We start from the raw sequence: 19,862 nt of genomic DNA, 5'->3' as shown, positions 1-19,862 counted from the left end.
GTAACATTTTTGAGATAGAATCATATACAACATTAATTGAGAATTTAATATTTAATTGAAGAATGTTTTTTATTTACCCCCTACGATTGCTAAGAAATAGAGGAAAAATAATGGCATAATTTCTATCTGGCAGCAGTCAGGAATAGCAAATAATAAAGGTATTTTTTACTTATGGCTTACGCATTAGAATTGACGCAGCTCACGAAAGTCTATGAGAGTGGAGTGAAAGCGCTGCGGGGGATTGATTTGCGTGTAGAAGCAGGTGATTTCTACGCGCTTTTGGGGCCAAATGGCGCTGGGAAATCTACCACGATAGGTATTATTAGTTCCTTGGTTAATAAGAGTGGGGGTAAGGTCAAGGTCTTTGGTTACGATATTGATACGGCTCTCGTCAATGCTAAACGGCAGCTTGGCCTTGTTCCACAGGAATTTAATTTCAACCCGTTCGAGACGGTGATTCAGATTGTATTAAACCAGGCGGGATATTATGGTGTTCCGCGCAATGTGGCATTGGAGAGAGCGGAAACCTACCTTACTCAATTGGATCTCTGGGGAAAACGCAACGAGCGGGCAATTCGTTTATCGGGTGGGATGAAACGGCGTTTAATGATTGCCCGTGCTTTAATGCACCAGCCAAAGTTGTTAATTCTTGATGAACCTACGGCGGGAGTGGATATTGAGCTGCGTCGATCTATGTGGGAATTTTTGAAAGAATTGAATGCGCAGGGAACCACCATCATTCTGACGACTCACTACCTTGAAGAGGCTGAGATGCTGTGTCGAAACATCGGTATTATCCAACATGGTGAGCTGGTGGAAAATACAAGCATGAAAAACCTGCTTAGCCAACTTGAATGTGAAACATTCTTGCTCGATTTATCACCGAAAGGGACGAAGCCTATTGTTGAAGGTTACGACTACCGTCTAATTGATGCAGTAACACTGGAAGTGGATGTAAAACGTGGTCAGGGATTAAATGATGTTTTCACCCAGCTAAGTACGCAGGGCATACAAATCAGCAGCATGCGTAACAAAGCGAATCGTCTGGAAGAACTGTTTGTCGGACTAACCAATAATAATCAAGGAGATAGATGATGTTCCAACTATATTGGGTAGCTCTGAAAACCATTTGGATTAAAGAGGTCACTCGTTTTGGTCGTATTTGGGTGCAGACATTACTGCCGCCTGTGATCACTATGTCCCTTTATTTCGTTATCTTCGGCAATCTGGTTGGTTCCCGCATTGGCGAAATGGGTGGCTTTGGTTATATGCAGTTTATTGTGCCAGGGCTGATAATGATGTCCGTGATCACCAACTCTTACGCTAACGTTTCTTCATCTTTCTTCGGCGCTAAATTTCAGCGCAGTATTGAAGAAGTGCTGGTTGCTCCGGTTCCAACCCATATCATCATTGCTGGATTTGTTGGGGGCGGAGTAGCTCGTGGGGTATGCGTTGGCATTATGGTGACATCGGTTTCCCTATTGTTTGTACCATTACAGATACATTCATGGGGCATGGTGGTGATCACTTTGCTGGCAACGTCGATCCTCTTTTCATTGGCGGGGCTGTTGAATGCCATTTTTGCGAAAACATTTGATGATATTAGTATTATTCCAACATTTGTTCTGACACCGTTGACCTATTTGGGGGGCGTGTTCTACTCCCTTACCCTGTTACCTACTTTTTGGCAGATAGTGTCAAAGCTTAATCCGATCGTTTATATGGTCAGTGGTTTCCGTTATGGTTTTCTCGGTATTATGGATGTTTCTCTGGCGATGACATTAGGGATGTTGGGGATCTTTATTGTTGGATTCTATACATTGGCCTGGTATCTCATTGAATCAGGGCGAGGGCTAAGAACCTAATAGCCAAAATATAATACTCCGCCGTTGATTGCGGCGGAGCGAGGGATACACACATACCCCACAATTAAAATCAGTCAACCAAATCAACCTGCTGATTATCAATCAGTCGTATTTGCCCCAGCCATGCAGCCATCAGGATCACGGCTTTTTTACTTTGTGCTGTTAATGGCATCAGGTTTTCTGCATCACGGATAAATAACTCATCCGGCATAAAGCCTTCTTCATGCAAATGTGCAGAAGCCTGTTCAATGAGTCGTTCAGTATCCCGTTCGCCATTTTTCAGCTTTTCTGCCATCGATTGCATAATTTTATTCAGCAAAGGCGCTGTTTTTTTCTCTTCAGCGGACAGAAGGTTATTACGCGAGCTTAGCGCCAATCCATTTTTATCACGGACAATCGGCACGGAAACCAATGTAATATCGTAGGCCATATCGGCAATCATTTTGCGGATAATTTGTAATTGCTGGAAATCTTTTTCGCCGAAGTAAACCAGATCGGGCTGGATCAGGTTAAACAATTTGCTGACAACGGTAGTAACGCCACGGAAATGTCCTGGTCGGCTGGCGCCTTCAAGGATATGAGAGAGTTCTTGAACTTCGATAAAAGTTTGGTTGCCGTTTAAGCCGTGTGGGTACACTTCGTTAACATTAGGGGCGAATACCAACTCGACGTTGCGACGGCTCAGTTTTTCGCAATCCTCCTGCAAGGTTCGGGGATAATTGACCAGATCATCTTCTCGGTCAAATTGCATTGGATTGACGAAAATACTGACGATAACGACGTCAGCTTGCGCTTTGGCGGTATCAACCAACGCCATATGACCATCATGCAGGTTCCCCATCGTGGGAACAAAAGCAATACGCAAGCCAGCTTGGTGCCAGCGACGGATTTCTCGGCGTAAAATTGGGATCGTTTCTATAATCAGCATTGCTGTACTCCTTTAATTAGCCGTCATGCTGGAAAATAATCAGTTGAATGAATGTGACTGGTCGGGATAGACGCCGCTTTCCACTTGTTCAATATACAGGCAGATGGCATCCCTTATATTGCCGGTTTCTTTGAGGAAGTCTTTGGCAAATTTTGGTGGTCTTGCGGTGATGCCCAAGGCATCATGCATAACCAGAATTTGACCGTCAGTCATATTGCCTGCCCCGATGCCTATAACCGGAATGTCCAGCGCTTCGGTAATGCGCTGTGCCAGTGTAGTCGGGACACATTCTAACACCAGTAGTTGCATACCTGCTTTTTCCAACGCAATCGCATCGTTGAATAACTTCTGGGCTGAGGATTCATCGCGCCCCTGAACTTTATAACCACCGAGTACATTGACTGATTGTGGTATCAAACCTAAATGACCACAAACGGGGACGGCACGCTCGGTCAGCATTTTGACGGTATCACATAGCCAGTCTCCACCCTCAATTTTGACCATATTGGCACCAGAACGCATTAATGTAGCCGCATTGTCAAAACTTTGTTCGGGGGTGGCGTAGCTCATAAAAGGCATATCTGCGATAAGAAAAGCATGTGGGGCGCCAGCGCGAACACTTCGGGTGTGGTAGGAAATATCTTCAGTGGTAACCGGCAGGGTAGAGTTGAACCCTTGTATGGTCATGCCGAGTGAATCACCAATGAGCATGACATTAATGCCTTGTTCAGCGAAAAGGTGGGCGAAACTAGCATCGTAAGCTGTGATAGTTGCAAATTTGCGCTTTTCTTTTTTTAACTGACTTAGATCAGCCAGAGTTGTTGGTTTCATCATTCTCTCCTGAATAGTTATACCCTCTATTTTTCAAGTTGCTTCTCTACTTTCTACTACAAGCTATAACCAAAGCGTCAGGCCATTTTCTGGAACTTTTTTTAATTGCTCTGCCAGAGTTTCTCCATCGGGAAATACAAGATCTGGTGCGATTTCTGCAAGTGGATAGAGCATGAATTCACGCTGTTTTAACCCGTAGTGAGGAACGGTCAAGCGTTCAGTATTGATGACGTGATGACCAAACAGCATGATATCCAAATCGAGTGTTCTGGGGCCCCAGCGTTCGCCCTTACGAACGCGCCCTTGTTCCAGTTCGATTGCTTGAGTGTGATCAAGCAATGCTTCTGGAGGTAATTGGGTTTCCAATGCGACGGCAAGATTGAGGTAATCTGGTTGATCCTGTGGCCCCATTGGCTTAGTTCGGTAAAAAGATGATCGCACCACAAAAGTGGTATCAGGGATCTTGCTTAAGGCAGCAAGTGCGTTTTTGACTTGCTGCAAAGGATCGGCCAGATTGCTGCCAATGGCGATATAGACTAACGTCATATTAACCATGATTCCTATTCTGGCGAACGCGTCCACCACGGTGGGGGCGTGTCCTGCGGCGAATGGGTTCGCTGCCCAGCCCTGATATCATTTCGCGTTGTTTTGATGAAGTTGATTGTTGGAATGCACTCCACCATTGCACCAGCTCTTTCAGGTCATGGCGTGTCTCAATGCTGGCGCGTAATTCTAGTAAGTCATACGCAGCGCGGAACTTCGGGTGTTCCATCAATTTATTTGCTCGCTTTCCTTGACGGCGCGGCAAGCGAAGCTGAAGTAACCAAATATCGCGCATGGTCGTGGTATGGCGTTTCGGGATCGCAATGGAGCGGCACTGTTCATCAAGAATATCATTCATTGCTAACGCAAAGGCGTCGTAATACTGTAATCCGCCTTCTTGTGTCAATTTTTCCGCATGCTCAATTAATGGATACCATAACATGGCGGCAAATAAGAAAGCAGGATTCACTCTCTTGTCACTTTGCAAGCGGAAATCGGTATTTTTCAGCACTTGTGCCAGCAGCTTTTCCATTGGCGAATCATCACGTTGGGTGAAACCAGGTTGAATAAGCGGAAACAATGGCTGGAATAACTGATATTCGCGCAGCAGTTTATAAGTTTTGTAACCCTGTCCTGTCTGTAACAGTTTCAGAGATTCTTCGAACAGACGCGCCGCTGGAATATCTTTCAACAGAAAAGCAAGGCGTGGGATAGGCTCAGCAGTTGCTGGCTCGATAGTCATATCCAGTTTGCTGGCAAAACGGACAGCCCGCAGCATACGCACGGGATCTTCCCGATAGCGAGTTTCTGGATCACCAATCAGGCGAATAATACCAGCGTTCAGATCTGCCATGCCACCCGCGTAATCCCGCAGTGCGAAATCTTCAATGCCATAATAGAGGCTATTGATCGTGAAATCGCGACGAACCGCATCTTCTTCTACTGAACCGAAAATATTATCACGCAGTAACATGCCGCTCTGGGCTTTATGTGACTGGTTGCGGTCATTGTTTCCAATTTGATCATGTGGCCCGCGGAAGGTGGCAACTTCAATCACATCAGGGCCAAACATGATATGGGCAAGGCGGAAACGACGTCCGACAAGGCGGCAATTGCGGAACAGTTGACGAACTTGTTCAGGTGTCGCATTGGTTGCTATATCAAAATCTTTGGGTTTTTTGTGCAACAGTAGATCACGAACTCCGCCACCAACCAGATAAGCTTCAAAACCTGATTTATTTAGGCGATGCAGAACCTTCAAGGCATTATCACTAATGTCCTTGCGTGAAATTGGGTGTTGTTCGCGTGGGATCACCGTGATCGGGGAGTCCGAAGGCATCGCCTTTGCGGATTTTTTCTTCATTTTGTCGTTTTCGGCATGTGATGAAGATGAATGATTCCCTCTGCTACGTTTACGCAAAGGGCTGCTCTCTGTTTGAGCAGAATGGTCAGATACGGTGACTGGCCTTTCACTGACTGCCGCTGTGTCGCGCTTTACTCTGTGATCGCGGATTAACAGATTACGGCAGAAAGTTGCTACTCGGTTAAAAATGGTACACCTCGGTAGTGACTGATCAATTAAAACAAAAAAACAGCCGCCAATCATAACTTACTGGACATTTTTTGAGAATGCCTACAGTATCAATAGAAAGACTTTATTTAACTTAGTCTATTAACTAGGTTTTTTTGGCGGAACCGTGTTTATATTCCAACCGATGATAGCCTGCTGTAGCAGTTGATCTGTTGTGAGATCCTGCCAGCCTGCGATAATGGGCTGATTTAAAAATGATAACGCATCAATAAGCAATGGCCTTGGATCGCTTAATGGGATCGGCTGGGCATGATTTTGCTTAGAAAGCTTATTTCCCTCTTTATTTAGCACGAGAGGTAAATGCACATAATTTGGTGTTGCAAAATTCAAATGCTGATACAGAGATAGCTGGCGAACCGTGGGTTCAATTAAATCAGCTCCTCTGACAATTTCAGTGACACCTTGATAGTTATCATCAATAACAACGACAAGATTATAGGCAAATAAACCGTCTTTGCGATAAATAATGAAATCTTCTTCGGCCATTTCCGTGGGGACAGTGATATGGCCTTGCAATTTATCGTAAAAACCGTAAATCGGCTGGTACTGTTTTAGACGAATGGCAGCGTTGTGAATTGGCAGATGTAAATGTTGGCAGTGACCATCATAAAAGCCGCCTAATTGTTGGATACGTTGGCGGGTGCAGGTGCAATAATAGCTATCTCCCTGCTGTTTTAATTGATCGAGGACGGCACGGTAAGCATCATGACGCTGAGATTGATAGAGTACTTCGCCATCCCAATAAAGTCCGTAATGCTCAAGGGATTGTAATATCCGGTTGGCTGCTCCAGGAACTTCCCGTGGAGGATCAATATCATCAATACGCATCAGCCATTTTCCGTGGCAGGCACGGGCTTGCAGATAACTGCCTAGTGCAGTTACCAGAGAACCAAAATGGAGATCGCCAGAAGGAGATGGAGCAAAACGCCCAATGTATAACGAGGAGTGTCTGGATTGAGTCATAGTGGATTCAATATAGGGGCATACGGCGCATTTAGCGCCGTACTTAACCCTAATGGTTAGCCAGCCATTTGTTTTTCACGAATTTCGGCTAACGTCTTGCAATCAATACATAAATCGGCTGTTGGGCGAGCCTCTAAACGGCGGATGCCGATTTCAATTCCACAGGCCTCACAATAGCCAAAGTCCTCTTCTTCGACCTTTTTCAGCGTTTTTTCGATCTTTTTGATCAACTTACGCTCACGATCCCGATTACGTAATTCAAGACTGAACTCTTCTTCTTGCGCCGCACGGTCAACTGGATCAGGGAAGTTTGCTGCCTCATCTTGCATATGAGATACAGTACGGTCTACTTCATCCCTGAGTTGATTGCGCCATGCTTCCAGAATCAGCTTGAAATGCTTTAACTGGGCATCGTTCATGTATTCTTCGCCTGGCTTTTCCTGGTAAGGTTCTACCCCAGCGATGGCGAGAATGCTCAAGGACGAGGTTTTACGTTTTTGCCCTTCTTGCATAATGCTTCTCCTTACACACGCACTATCAAACGACCCCTCGATAAGAGGGGGAAAAAAATAGGCCGCTATAAATAGCAGATGACTGCGAGGTTGGCAATTGTTCCTGCCATTAGTTTTGCAATGGTGTGAAGGCAGGCATGTTTACTGCCTAAATATGTTGCAAAACCCCTCTCGTTAGCAGGATTTGTTTACAAATTATCCCATTGATACGAAAGATAATTTGTCACTTAGAACCATCCCGTTTTCTGTCATGCTGGCCTTATAACAGATTACTTCGACCCCTGATTGGCATGCTTGTTCCAAAAGAAAAGCATAATCAGGGTCAATATGTTTTGCTGCTGCAACCTGACTGATCCCAGAATGTAAGACAGCAAATAACAAAACAGCACGCTGGCCTTGTTGTGCTATCAATGATAGCTCACGTAAATGTTTTTGCCCTCGAATTGTGACGGCGTCAGGAAAATATCCATAATTTCCCTGTAACAATGTGACTGACTTGACTTCAATATAGCAGTTAACAATTTGTTTTGATTGTAATAATAAATCTATGCGACTTTTCTCTTTTCCATAGCTAACTTCCCGACTCATGTGCTCATATCCAGATAATTCTGAAATGATATTTTTCTCAATAGCTTTATAGACCAGATCATTGGCTCTGAGGGTATTGACACAAATCCAGTGACCATCTTGGGTTTGCGTTAATTCCCAGCTATTGGGATATTTGCGTTTGGGATTATCGGATGTGGAATACCACACGGTATCCCCTGGTGTGGCACATCCTGTCATGGCCCCCGTATTGGCACAGTGTATGGTGAGTGTTTCTCCTTCTGGCGTGAGGACATCCGCAAGAAAGCGTTTATAGCGGCGGATTAAGGTTGCAGGCTTCAGGGATGGTGAAAATTCCATAAACTTTCCTTCATAACCAGTGGGCGAATAAAATCAAAGGCGCTAATGCTACAATGGCATCCATTGAAAGTTAATTCATTATGGTGATCCTTTGTCATTACCTATTTATGACTCATTACCCATTTATGATGTAGTGGGTTCCGTGATTGCTGCACTGCAAACGTCGAAGCAAGTGTTATTACATGCGCCAACGGGAGCTGGAAAATCAACCGGATTGCCATTGGCGATTTTACAGCAGGCACAGTTATCGGGGCGCATCATTATGCTGGAACCGCGGCGTATTGCTGCACGTAGTGTGGCTGAGCGCCTTGCCGAACAACTCAATGAGCCTGTTGGTATGACTATAGGCTACCGGATGCGTTCGGAAACCAAAGTCAGTGCTGCAACACGGCTTGAGGTTGTGACCGAAGGGATTTTGACGCGTATGTTGCAACAAGATCCTGAATTGAGCGGCGTTTCTCTCGTCATTCTTGATGAATTCCATGAGCGTAGCTTACAGGCCGATCTTGCACTGGCACTGCTGCTGGATGTACAGGAAGGATTGCGTGATGACCTGCGTATCTTAGTGATGTCGGCAACATTGGATAACCAGCGCCTTTCTTCTTTATTACCCGATGCGCCTGTGATTGTGTCAGAAGGGCGCAGCTATCCGGTAACGAGGTCATATCATCCACTCCCTTCTCATCAACCTTTTGAACAATCAGTTGCATCGGCGGTATTGCGGTTATTACAGCAGGAGACAGGATCGTTGTTGCTGTTTCTGCCTGGTGTCGGTGAAATTCAGCGGGTGTTGTCGCAATTGGAAGGCAAAGTGAATGACGATACGCTGTTGTGTCCATTATATGGTGCATTGTCGTTATCAGATCAACGCAAAGCAATAACACCTGCGCCAGTGGGAATGCGTAAGGTCGTACTCGCTACCAATATTGCCGAAACCAGTTTGACGATTGAAGGTATCCGGTTAGTGGTAGACAGCGGACTGGAACGATCTGGTCGATTTGAACCGAAGAGTGGCCTGACGCGTTTGATTACCCAACGCATCAGCCAGGCATCTATGGTTCAGCGAGCAGGGCGGGCTGGTCGATTGGAAGCCGGTGTTTGTTGGCACTTATTCAGTCAGGAGCAAGCAGAAAGAGCCAGAGAATATAGCGAGCCGGAGATCTTGCATTCAGATCTCAGCGGCGTACTGCTCTCTTTATTGCAGTGGGGGTGTCGTGACAGCACCCAACTTCATTGGCTGGACAATCCACCACAACCCGCATTGGCGGTTGCAGAATCTCTGTTGCTGCGTCTGGGGGCGTTGGATAATAATCAACAACTGACTGCCCGCGGCTGGCAAATGGCAGAATCCGGTAGTGAACCACGTTTGGCGGCCATACTCTGTTCAGGTAAAGAGAGTGAAGGGCAGGAACAAGGCCGTGCGGCATTGATAACAGCAGCGAAATTGGTTGCTATTCTGGAAGAACCCCCACGTCGTGGACAGCCTGATCTTCTTTATTGGATGACAACGGATCAGCGTCATTGGCAACAACGAATCCGTCAACTGGTCAGAAATTTTGCAAATCAACTGGCGGATAAAAACGAGACACAACGCGTTGCAAGCCATGCTAAGAACCTCAGATTGGATCTTGTACCTGAACTATTGGTACAGGGTTTCCCAGATAGGATTGCCAAAAACCGCGATAATCTTGGGCGTTTTCAGTTAGCCAATGGCTTGGGGGTAGCACTGGAACGTGAAGAGCCACTTTCGGGAGAAGCCTGGTTGGTGACTCCCTTGTTACAGCAGGGAAGCAGCCACCCTGAGGCGCGGGTTTTACTTGCTTGTCCGTTGGACATTGAACAGGCCATAAAGCAGCACCCTCTTCTGTTTACTGAACATACAACTGTAGAGTGGGATGATAGTAAAGGTTCGTTACGGGCGTGGAAGCGTTTGCAATGTGGGCGATTAATTGTCAAAGCCCAGCCATTGGCAAAGCCTTCGACATCAGAATTACAGAAAGCCTTGCTGAATTGGGTCAGGCAGGAAGGATTATCGGCATTGAATTGGTCACAGGAAGCGTTGCAGTTGCGCATTCGCCTGCAAAGGGCGACAGAATGGTTACCGGAGGTAGAATGGCCTGCAATTGATGACGAAGCGTTGTTGAACTCCCTTGAACAGTGGTTGCTTCCTGCTCTGGGTGGTGTTGATGACTTGAAAGGCTTGCGCCAGATTGAACTGTCCTCCTGTTTGATAGGATTGCTTGATTGGCAACAGCGGCAAATACTGGATAATGAATTGCCTACTAATTACACTGTGCCAACTGGGAGCAGGATTACTATCCAGTATTTCCATGACAAACCTCCTGCTCTGGCAGTGAGAATGCAGGAAATGTACGGAGAGCAGCAAAATCCAGTATTGGCGAAAGGACGGGTTCCGGTTGTCATTGAGTTGTTATCTCCTGCCCATCGTCCATTACAGATCACGCAAGACCTCGCTGCGTTTTGGCAGGGAACTTATCGTGAGGTGCAAAAAGAGATGAAAGGGCGTTACCCCAAACATTTATGGCCTGATGATCCTGCCAACACGGCACCGACCAGGCGTGTGAAAAAACAGATGTAATTGTTTCAGTTAATTAATAAACAGTTGGAGAATTCGGTATGTCTGATGATGATCGTCAGCCAATCGGACGCAAGGGTAAAAAATCCGAACTTCGTCGTGGGCAAACATCTAACAAACGCAATCGGCGGGATGACTATGATAAAAATGATGATTTTAATGACGACGATGATGGGGGTGAAGTCATGACTAAAAAAGGGAAAAATACCCGCAGTCCTAAGTCCCGCCCGCCTAAAAAAGGCGGGCATTGGTTTTTGTGGTTGCTGCTAAAGATCTTTATTGTGCTGGCAGTACTCATTGTCATTTATGGTTTCTATCTGGATAACAAAATTCGCGAGCGTATTGACGGAAAAGTCTGGGATTTACCGGCAGCCGTGTACGGACGGATGGTCAATCTTGAACCCGGTATGAATTACAGCAAAGACGAAATGATCCATCTGCTGGAAGGTATGCAGTATCGAAGAGTGACAAAAATCACCCGTGCAGGTGAATTTGTAGTCAGGGGGAATAGCATAGAGATGCTACGCCGCCCGTTTGATTTTCCTGATGGTAAAGAAGAGCAAATTCAGGCACGACTGACCTTTGATAATAACCATCTTGCCAGCATTGAAAACATGGAAAACCAACGCCAGTTTGGTTTTTTCCGCCTTGATCCGAAATTGATCACCATGATGCAATCGCCAAATGGTGAACAACGTCTGTTCGTCCCGCGTTCCGGCTTTCCTGATTTGCTGATCCAGACTTTGCTGGAAACAGAAGATCGGCACTTTTATGAACATGATGGCGTCAGGCCGTTTTCCATTGCCCGTGCGGTTTTAGCTAACTTGACGGCGGGACGAGCGGTTCAGGGGGGCAGTACCCTGACACAGCAATTAGTAAAAAACTTGTTCCTTTCTAATGAACGTACCTTGAGTCGTAAAGCGAATGAAGCTTATATGGCGTTGCTGATGGACGCACGTTATAGCAAAGATCGTATTCTGGAATTGTATTTGAATGAAGTTTATTTAGGACAAAGTGGTGATGAACAGATCCGTGGTTTCCCATTGGCGAGTTTGTACTATTTTGGGCGTCCGGTTGATGAATTGAGTTTGGATCAGCAGGCGTTGCTGGTGGGAATGGTCAAGGGAGCCTCGTGGTATAACCCGTGGCGCAATCCTAAGGCCGCACTGGAGCGTCGCAATATCGTTTTGAAAATCCTCCAAAACCAAAAAATCATCGATCAGGAGCTGTATGATCTACTTAGTGCCCGTCCGTTAGGTGTAAAACCGAAAAGCGGGGTGATTACGCCACAGCCAGCCTTTATGCAATTGGTTCGTCAGGAATTGCAGGAAAAGATGGGTGATAAAGTCAATGATTTGTCAGGGGTGAAGATCTTTACGACCCTCGATCCTGTTTCGCAGGATGCGGCGGAAAAATCGGTTGAAGAGGGCATTGCTGCCCTGCGAAAAGCCCGCAAGATTGATGATTTGGAAGGGGCGATGGTCGTTGTTGACCGTTTCAGCGGTGAAGTTCGTGCTATGGTTGGCGGCTCCCAGCCACAATATGCCGGATTTAACCGAGCCTTAAATGCCCGTCGTTTAATTGGTTCGCTTGCTAAACCAGCCACTTATCTGACGGCATTGAGTCAACCGGATAAATATCGCCTGAATACCTGGCTGGCTGATGAACCTATCTCTATCCCTCAGGCGGGCGGAAAGCCGTGGGAACCAAAGAACTTTAGCCGTACTTTCAGTGGGCGTGTCATGTTGATCGACGCGTTAGCACGTTCGATGAATGTGCCGACAGTGAATTTGGGGTTGGATGTTGGATTAGATCGCATTTCCAGTACCTTGATTGCACTGGGTATTCCTGCAAAAGAGATCCAACAGAATCCTTCTATGTTGTTGGGCGCGATTAACCTAACGCCAATGGAAATGGCACAAGAATTCCAGACGATTGCCAGCGGGGGCAATCGGGCGAAACTCTCTGCGTTGCGCTCCATTATTGCTGAAGATGGTACGGTGATTTACCAGAGCTATCCACAGGCAGAGCGAGTTGTGCCGCCACAGGCCGCTTATCTGACGCTATACGGTATGCAGAAGGTAGTGGAGAGAGGTACAGGGCGCTCATTGACTGGGAAATATGGCAAATATCATCTGGCAGGTAAGACTGGAACAACCAATGATCTGCGTGACAGTTGGTTTACAGGCATTGATGGTAAAGAAGTCACGATTGTTTGGACTGGACGTGATAACAATGGTCCAACTAACTTAACCGGAGCGACGGGTGCACTGACGATTTATCGTCGTTATCTGGAAAATGAAACGCCACTGGAGCTGAATAACCGTCCACCGGAAGGTATTGCGGATATGTCAGTCAATGAAGATGGCAGTTTCAACTGTGAGGGAGGCGGTATCAGAGTATTGCCAGTCTGGACTGATGACCCACAGAGGCTGTGTCAGCAATCGGTACAACAACCGATAGAGGAGAATGAAGAAGAAGCGCCTGGCTGGTTACGTGAGATGTTTGGTCAGTGATAATTTTTTGAAAAATAATAAAATATAGCTCCCGACTCGAAAATGAGTAGGGAGCTTAATTAAATGAACTATCTTTGGAGGAAACCCGATTGCCTCGAATACTGCTTAAGAAAAAACTCGGTGCCTGAGGTATGATCATTACTTATTTTTATCCATTTTGTATTTTTATTTAAATAACTATATAAATAAAAAACATATCTTTAAAAAACTTGTGTTTATAATGAAATTAATTTAAATTAAAAGAGAATAGAAACATGCCATTCCATCCTCCTTTCATAGAAAAATTTAAAGCAGGTGATTTAATATATGGCCTAAGTGAGGCTAGAATTAATTATATTAATAAAAACCCCCACTTTAGAGATGCTAAAGATTACTTTAATGAAAACCGTTGCCCACCAATAATAATTGATGACTACTTGATTCCTGCGGAATTAGAATATAAGGATTTTTTGGGGAAGTATCTCAAAAATAAACTTTATAAAGATGAGGAAGAAAAAAATAAATTTCTGAGTGAAATTAAAACCTTTGAAGCAAAATGCGATTTCATTAATGCTAATATTAATACTTACAAAAAGTATGAAAAAGATTTCTTTACACATCTAAAAAATGATAATAAATATTGCAATGTAACTGAAAGCCATAGGGGATATAATATTTCAATTATTGGAAGAAAATGTAAGGGAGGATTATCATGGGTAAATACAAGCAATAGTGAGTTAACTCAGGATATACATGTACATTTTATACTTGATGGTATAGATATTAAACGGATAGCTGAAAAAGATGATAAAAATATAACTGGGAAAGAATTAAGATGGATTTTCAGACACAGAAACCACCCCAAAGTTATTAAAAAGGTACAATTCTGGGAGAATGGCAGCCCCACTTTCCCACCTTGGGAAGGTTTAAATCAACCTGTATGGAATAACTATGTAATACATCTGGAGGAAAAAGAAAGGTTATATGAAGAAAAATGTGAATATTTATCCAGATTATTTAATATCCTATGAGCATAGGGTGGGCAGGCATTTGATTGATTATTCTCTATTGCACGAAAATGTTTAATTTTGGCAAATGCATTTCCCACTCAATGACGGTATTTAAATGTATTTTGGTCGAAAGTCTTCCTCGGTTTTTTCTGATGGTTTCATCTTTCTTTGTGGTGGAACCCGAACTATGTTGGCGGTGATGTCAGCTATTCAGGCAGGGCGGGATTCCACTTTGTATTAAGTTTAATCAAATATAAGCTGACTACGGAATTCCGCTGACCACATTGCTCTTCGGCGTTTAGCGGCCTGACTGTCCTTTATACTGGTATTTTGTTTAATCACATTTAATGCAATTCGATTAAAAAGGGCCATTTGTGCCGCCCCATCAGGATCTTTCAGCGAGATTGCATCTTCCCGAAAAGTGACGTCCAAAACCCAGTGCAGCTCATTTTCCACCGACCAATGCTTTCTTATTGCCGTGGCCGCTAGCTCCGCATCTAAAGGGAGTGAACTGACATACCAGCGTGAATCACGGTGAGGGGGGTGGCCTTTCACACTTCGTTCACTGACCACTTCGATAACCGATTGTATTGAAGGCCATTTTGCCTGAAATTCTTCTGACAACGTCGCACTAATTTGCATAACATGACGGAACTCCTCTCGTCCATGACCACTGCTTTTTTCTGTAAATTCAACAAGTTCATGACTTTCATAATGTGCAGCAAAATGGGATTTAACAAACTCAGCCAGACTTTTTTGATTACCTTTGACACCCACAATAAAATCGCCGCCTCGTTGGGTAATTAACTCAAGGGTTTCTTTCTGACAATGCAGGGCATCCATCGTGACTACAGCCCCATCAAGCGCCAATAATTCAATGAGTTGCCTTGCGACTGGGCCTTCTTTCCCTTTACTTTCTGCGACCCGATGATATAGGGCAACACCGGACTCGACATCATAAGCACTGACCACATGGAGGGCTTCAAACAGGGTGCCTTTGCAAGTGCCTCTCATCGTTTTTCCGTCAATAGCGATAAGGCTTCTCCCTGCCTTGACCCGGCGCTGGTTGATCCAGTCATAAAAGGCTTCAACCAGTGCATCCTGCTCTATCATTTTGATAATATTAGCAATACAGTGACGACGAGGAATGCCATGAGTAAAGCGCGTATATTTTTTAAGCCACTCAATTTGTATCTCACCAAACTCTTGAATCGCTTTCCAGCCAGAAGCCCCGCATAACACGGCTGCAAAAGCCAAAAAAATCACATCCATTAACTCATGCTTTTTATTGATATCAGAACGCGGGTCATCGATCTTACTGATAAAGTTAAAAATACTCATTATTACGATCGCTATTTTTATGGAATAGCGTGATCTTATCGTTTTAATGAGAGAAAGAGCTATAAGAAGTTATATTCTGGTCTTTATTTAACCTAAATAGCCTTACTAAATATATGAGATCTCACCCTGGCTATTCAGGCGATACGAACTTTGGTGTGAATATTTATCCAGACGCCACTGAAATGGAAAACAGTGACGTCTGGAATTTCGGAAAACTGAATATCTTATTGCAGTTTTGCAAAACAACGTGCTGCCGCATCAACAGTACGTTGGATATCTTCCTCTGAATGAGCGATGGACATAAAGCCTGCTTCAAATGCAGAAGGAGCCAGATAGATACCTTCGTCCAGCATCAAGTGGAAGAACCGCTTGAAACGTTCTACATCACACTTCATGACATCCTGATAACAGGTAACGCTTTCCGCATCAGTAAAGAAGATACCGAACATGCCGCCAACGTGGTTTACTACCAGCGGGATGCCGGCTGCTGATGCCGCACTTTTTAAACCCGTCGTCAGTTTGTCGGTCAGTTCGCTCAAGCGTTGATGAACACCGACCTGAGCCACTTCTTTCAAGCAAGCAAGGCCAGCCGCCATCGCGATGGGGTTGCCCGAAAGGGTTCCGGCCTGATAAACAGGGCCAGTTGGAGCCAGTTTTTCCATGATTTCCAGACGGCCACCAAAAGCACCTACAGGCATACCGCCGCCGATGATTTTACCAAGGGATGTCAAATCTGGCTTAACATCGTAATATTCTTGTGCACCACCTAGTGCGACACGAAAACCGGTCATCACTTCGTCAATGATTAGCAGCGCACCAAATTCATCACACAGCTTACGCAGACCCGGCAGGAATTCTGGCAACGGTGGAATGCAGTTCATATTACCTGCGACAGGTTCGACGATAATACAGGCGATTTCTGCTGGATATTTTTCGAAGGCTTCACGGACAGAGCTCAGATCATTATAAACACAAATCAGGGTGTGTTTAGCGAAATCAGCGGGTACGCCTGGAGAGTTCGGCTGACCGATAGTCAGGGCACCCGATCCCGCTTTGACCAGTAAGCAATCGGCATGGCCGTGATAGCAACCTTCGAATTTAATGATTTTGTCACGTTGGGTATAACCACGAGCCAGACGAATGGCGCTCATGGTGGCTTCTGTACCTGAATTCACCATACGAACCATATCCATGGAAGGCACCAGTTCAGTGACCAGTTTTGCCATTTCCACTTCGGCGGCGGTTGGTGCGCCAAAACTTAAACCACGTTCCGCGGCCTCAATAACGGCGTTGCGGATAGCAGGATGGTTATGCCCAAGAACCATTGGTCCCCATGAGCCGACATAATCGATATAGGCATTGCCATCAACATCATAAAGATAAGCGCCATTAGCACGTTGAATAAAAACAGGTGTCCCACCAACACCGTTAAAAGCACGTACAGGTGAATTGACGCCACCAGGGATCACATGTTTTGCCTGAGAGTAAAGTGTTTCGGACTGGCTCATTAATAAAAGCTCCTGAAAAATAGCGGGATATGGGAATTCCATTCTAAATTACCCTGATAGGGAAGCCAAATCATCATATCCTCTCATTATTCGGGTTACGGCGTTCATGTGACAAAACTTGAACGAATCAGTCAGGTATTGGATAATCTCGGCTAACTGATCAGAAAGCATAAAATAACTTTCCGAGAATTTTTACCGGAGAACCGGACTGGAGTAAAAGTATGAGCGATGATGCTGCATTGCCTTTGCAGTTTACTGATGCCGCGGCCAATAAAGTCAAAGTACTGGTTGCTGATGAAGATAATCCAAACTTGCGCTTGCGGGTTTACATTACAGGTGGTGGTTGTAGCGGCTTCCAGTATGGTTTCACTTTCGATGACCAAATCAACGAAGGTGATATGACCATTCAGAAACAAGGGGTTGAATTGGTTATTGACCCCATGAGTTTACAATATTTGATAGGCGCTTGTGTGGATTATACCGAAGGGTTGGAAGGTTCCCGTTTTGTTGTTTCCAATCCGAATGCAAAAACCACTTGTGGTTGTGGCTCTTCTTTCAGTGTCTGATTGGGGGAGCCACGCTTGTAATAATTGATTGTAATAAATAGCCTCCTGTTTGGGAGGCTATTTGTGAGAAATGAAAACCACGTCAAATAATCCCAGCTATTCCATAGTTTCCACGATGGCTATTTTGAACAAGTCGATAAAGAGTTCATCATCAAAAGGAATGAGTGGCGTGACACGCATACCGGAGTTGTTTTGTTCAAAGATCGGTAATTCATTAAATCGATGCAATATTGGCTGAGGCTGGGGTTCGGCGCCTTCTAAGAAGGTTGAAAAAGCAATATTAAAGCCTATGGCAATTTTCCACAGAGTCGAAATCGTCGGGCTTGATTGACCGCGTTCAATTTGTCCAAGCTGACTCCTGTCAATTTAGCCGCCTAACTGAGACTTAATCCTTGAGAAGCTCTTAATGATTTAAATTTCTCAGCTATTTTCGATGTGATACCACTCATTGGTGTCTTCTCAGAACAATAAAAGCATGCACCAGGGATCGCTACTCTACAGGATGCGGGCTAATTTACTGGGTATCAGTTCCGCATTTTGGGGATTGTTCGGTGGGATCATTGCTCATGACATGATGAAAAAACGCACTGAGATGAAAAGATAGATTATTTTAGTTGGGATGATTTAACTGATTACAAAGCTGTTCTGCCGCTAAAATAACCCTCGGCCCTGCACGGCTAAACCAGTCATCGTTCAGGGCGATAATAGTGACATTCATTTGTGGCCGCCAAAAATCGGCAACCTGTTGTTTTTGCTTTTCCGTTCCACCTATGATGATCACTTCTGGTTTGCGGGTAAGCACTTGCTCACGATTAACTTGTGGCCACGGAACAGGACTATCCGCGAAAATATTTTTACCGCCACATACCGAAACAATTTCGCTTTGAATGGTATGGCTGGAGGAAGTAAAAATAGGGTGCATGCCAAACTGTAAGAGCACGGGTTTAGGGGGTAGGTTAGCGTACTTTTGTTTTAATTGATTGAACTTATCGCGAATATTTGCCGCTGATTGCATAGCCAGATCGGGATGTGGGCTATAGGCAGCCAGCCGTTCCAGATCTGTTGCAACATCTTCCACTTTTTTTATATCGGAGTAGAAAATCGGGATGCCGAAAGCAGCGAGTTGTTCCAGAGGTCGTTGGGGATTACCACCCCGCCATGCCAGAATCAGGTCAGGCTTGAGGGCAATGATCCGTTCAACATTGATGCCTTGCCAATCCGCAACCTGCTCTAATTTTTTAGCTGTTTCAGGATAATCGGAGTAAGCACTAACTGCGATAAGCTGGTCGCCCAGCCCCGCGGCATAGGCCAGCTCTGTCGTTGATGGGGCAAGGCTAATAACACGGGAAGCTGACGCGTAAAGTGGAGCACAGAAACCCCACCAAAAGCTACACAAAAAGAATAAGAATGCCAGCCAAATGGATCGAGGGGGAATTATTTTCAACCATGATTGCATTATCGATGCTCCACTTTACATAATGGACTACTGTTTACTCAGTTCGGTCAGCATGGCATTGACCATCCGTGTCGATTCACGCGCCGCGACCACCAAAAATTCATCAAAACTGATATGGGACTCTTGATCGGCAACGTCAGAAATCGCACGAACAACCACAAAGGGGACGTTATATTGATGGCAAACATGACCAATGGCTGCCGCCTCCATTTCAACCGCAGCAACTTTCGGGAAAGTAGAACGAATGCGAGCCAATGGCTCTGAACCATTGATAAAGGCATCACCGCTGCAAACCAGACCCCGAACGGCATTCAGATCGAGAGATTGAATACATTTTTCCGCCAGGGCAATCAATTTCTCGTCAGCAATAAATGCGGCTGGGCATTGCGCCATTTGTCCCGCTTCATAGCCGAAAGCGGTAAGATCGGCGTCATGGTAGCGAACTTCTTCGGAAACCACGATATCTCCCACTTTTAGTTTAGGATCAAGGCCACCGGCTGAACCCGTGTTAATCACGATATCTGGCTGGCAATGCTCAATCAACAAAGTGGTGCCAAGTGCGGAGGAAACTTTACCAATACCAGATTTCAACAAGGCGATATCAACGCCATTTAGTTTACCGGTATAAATTTCGCATCCACCTCGTGACAATGTTTGCAGACCTTCAATCTGGTCACGCAATAAAGTCACTTCTTGTTCCATTGCACCTATTACACCTATTTTCATTGTGTCATACTCGCTTGTTATTCAT

18 protein-coding genes and 1 pseudogene are annotated in these 19,862 nt (G+C 45.1%); 6 read left to right on the top strand and 13 right to left on the bottom strand.

Going from position 1 to position 19,862, the window contains the following annotated elements; all coding sequences use genetic code 11:
* The first annotated feature begins 171 nt into the window (after positions 1–171).
* Together Xish_RS04175 and Xish_RS04170 are read left to right on the top strand one after the other, a co-directional pair.
* Entirely contained in the window at positions 172–1,095 is a 924-nt protein-coding gene (locus tag Xish_RS04175) for an ABC transporter ATP-binding protein (protein WP_099116847.1), read from the top strand.
* Complete coding sequence (locus Xish_RS04170) at positions 1,095–1,865, top strand: ABC transporter permease (protein ID WP_099116846.1); 771 nt, start codon at positions 1,095–1,097, stop codon at positions 1,863–1,865. Before Xish_RS04175 ends, Xish_RS04170 begins: the two co-directional genes overlap by 1 nt.
* A 70-nt stretch (positions 1,866–1,935) precedes the next feature.
* Here Xish_RS04170 and panC read toward each other — a convergent pair whose 3' ends face one another.
* The 7 genes from panC to sfsA all read right to left on the bottom strand — a co-directional run bounded on the left by panC (position 1,936) and on the right by sfsA (position 8,139).
* Positions 1,936–2,793 (bottom strand): pantoate--beta-alanine ligase, encoded by an 858-nt coding sequence (gene panC / locus Xish_RS04165; protein ID WP_099116845.1) that lies wholly within the window; start codon positions 2,791–2,793, stop codon positions 1,936–1,938.
* Positions 2,794–2,832: 39 nt separating this feature from the next.
* Positions 2,833–3,624, bottom strand: coding sequence for a 3-methyl-2-oxobutanoate hydroxymethyltransferase (gene panB, locus Xish_RS04160; RefSeq protein ID WP_099116844.1), 792 nt, complete (start codon positions 3,622–3,624; stop codon positions 2,833–2,835).
* Positions 3,625–3,687: 63 nt separating this feature from the next.
* A complete protein-coding gene (gene folK / locus Xish_RS04155; RefSeq protein ID WP_099118658.1) occupies positions 3,688–4,170 on the bottom strand; it encodes a 2-amino-4-hydroxy-6-hydroxymethyldihydropteridine diphosphokinase in 483 nt (160 codons plus the stop codon).
* Position 4,171: 1 nt separating this feature from the next.
* Positions 4,172–5,530 carry a polynucleotide adenylyltransferase PcnB gene (pcnB, locus tag Xish_RS04150; protein ID WP_208614806.1) on the bottom strand — a complete coding sequence of 453 codons (1,359 nt, stop codon included), beginning with the start codon at positions 5,528–5,530 and terminating at the stop codon, positions 4,172–4,174.
* 309 nt (positions 5,531–5,839) lie between these two features.
* On the bottom strand, positions 5,840–6,721 hold the full coding sequence (gluQRS, locus tag Xish_RS04145) for a tRNA glutamyl-Q(34) synthetase GluQRS (RefSeq protein ID WP_099116842.1): 882 nt from the start codon (positions 6,719–6,721) through the stop codon (positions 5,840–5,842).
* A 56-nt stretch (positions 6,722–6,777) separates the two neighbouring features.
* Positions 6,778–7,233 (bottom strand): RNA polymerase-binding protein DksA, encoded by a 456-nt coding sequence (dksA, locus tag Xish_RS04140; protein WP_074019168.1) that lies wholly within the window; start codon positions 7,231–7,233, stop codon positions 6,778–6,780.
* Positions 7,234–7,428: 195 nt separating this feature from the next.
* Positions 7,429–8,139 carry a DNA/RNA nuclease SfsA gene (sfsA, locus tag Xish_RS04135; RefSeq protein WP_099116841.1) on the bottom strand — a complete coding sequence of 237 codons (711 nt, stop codon included), beginning with the start codon at positions 8,137–8,139 and terminating at the stop codon, positions 7,429–7,431.
* A gap of 91 nt (positions 8,140–8,230) precedes the next feature.
* Between sfsA and hrpB the strand changes: the two genes are divergently transcribed.
* The 3 genes from hrpB to Xish_RS04120 all read left to right on the top strand — a co-directional run bounded on the left by hrpB (position 8,231) and on the right by Xish_RS04120 (position 14,261).
* A complete protein-coding gene (hrpB, locus tag Xish_RS04130; RefSeq protein WP_099116840.1) occupies positions 8,231–10,738 on the top strand; it encodes an ATP-dependent helicase HrpB in 2,508 nt (835 codons plus the stop codon).
* Between the two features lie 38 nt (positions 10,739–10,776).
* Entirely contained in the window at positions 10,777–13,251 is a 2,475-nt protein-coding gene (mrcB, locus tag Xish_RS04125; protein WP_099116839.1) for a bifunctional glycosyl transferase/transpeptidase, read from the top strand.
* A gap of 254 nt (positions 13,252–13,505) precedes the next feature.
* Complete coding sequence (locus Xish_RS04120) at positions 13,506–14,261, top strand: hypothetical protein (protein WP_099116838.1); 756 nt, start codon at positions 13,506–13,508, stop codon at positions 14,259–14,261.
* Between the two features lie 91 nt (positions 14,262–14,352).
* On the opposite strand, the pseudogene Xish_RS19310 reads toward Xish_RS04120, so the two are convergent.
* The 3 genes and pseudogenes from Xish_RS19310 to hemL all read right to left on the bottom strand — a co-directional run.
* A pseudogene (locus tag Xish_RS19310) lies at positions 14,353–14,433 on the bottom strand (IS5/IS1182 family transposase); the annotation flags it as partial.
* A 50-nt stretch (positions 14,434–14,483) separates the two neighbouring features.
* On the bottom strand, positions 14,484–15,581 hold the full coding sequence (locus Xish_RS04115) for an ISAs1 family transposase (RefSeq protein WP_099116261.1): 1,098 nt from the start codon (positions 15,579–15,581) through the stop codon (positions 14,484–14,486).
* Between the two features lie 224 nt (positions 15,582–15,805).
* Positions 15,806–17,089: a glutamate-1-semialdehyde 2,1-aminomutase gene (hemL, locus tag Xish_RS04110; RefSeq protein ID WP_099118657.1), complete on the bottom strand. Its 1,284-nt coding sequence runs from the start codon at positions 17,087–17,089 to the stop codon at positions 15,806–15,808.
* 221 nt (positions 17,090–17,310) lie between these two features.
* On the opposite strand from hemL, the gene erpA reads away from it, so the two are divergent.
* Positions 17,311–17,655, top strand: coding sequence for an iron-sulfur cluster insertion protein ErpA (erpA, locus tag Xish_RS04105; RefSeq protein ID WP_099116837.1), 345 nt, complete (start codon positions 17,311–17,313; stop codon positions 17,653–17,655).
* 96 nt (positions 17,656–17,751) lie between these two features.
* Here erpA and Xish_RS19120 read toward each other — a convergent pair whose 3' ends face one another.
* From Xish_RS19120 to mtnN, 3 genes are all read right to left on the bottom strand, one after another.
* Positions 17,752–17,883, bottom strand: a complete 132-nt coding sequence (locus Xish_RS19120; RefSeq protein ID WP_279625596.1) for a hypothetical protein — start codon at positions 17,881–17,883, stop codon at positions 17,752–17,754.
* Positions 17,884–18,265: 382 nt separating this feature from the next.
* Positions 18,266–19,111 (bottom strand): vitamin B12 ABC transporter substrate-binding protein BtuF, encoded by an 846-nt coding sequence (gene btuF, locus Xish_RS04095; protein WP_099116836.1) that lies wholly within the window; start codon positions 19,109–19,111, stop codon positions 18,266–18,268.
* Between the two features lie 27 nt (positions 19,112–19,138).
* Positions 19,139–19,837: a 5'-methylthioadenosine/S-adenosylhomocysteine nucleosidase gene (gene mtnN, locus Xish_RS04090; protein ID WP_099116835.1), complete on the bottom strand. Its 699-nt coding sequence runs from the start codon at positions 19,835–19,837 to the stop codon at positions 19,139–19,141.
* Between the last annotated feature and the right edge of the window lie 25 nt (positions 19,838–19,862).

It is taken from the genome of Xenorhabdus ishibashii (assembly GCF_002632755.1).
In the GTDB taxonomy this organism is placed as follows: Bacteria; Pseudomonadota; Gammaproteobacteria; order Enterobacterales; family Enterobacteriaceae; genus Xenorhabdus; species Xenorhabdus ishibashii.
Note: the sequence above shows the minus strand (reverse complement) of the source record. Positions and strands in the feature narration are given on the sequence as shown.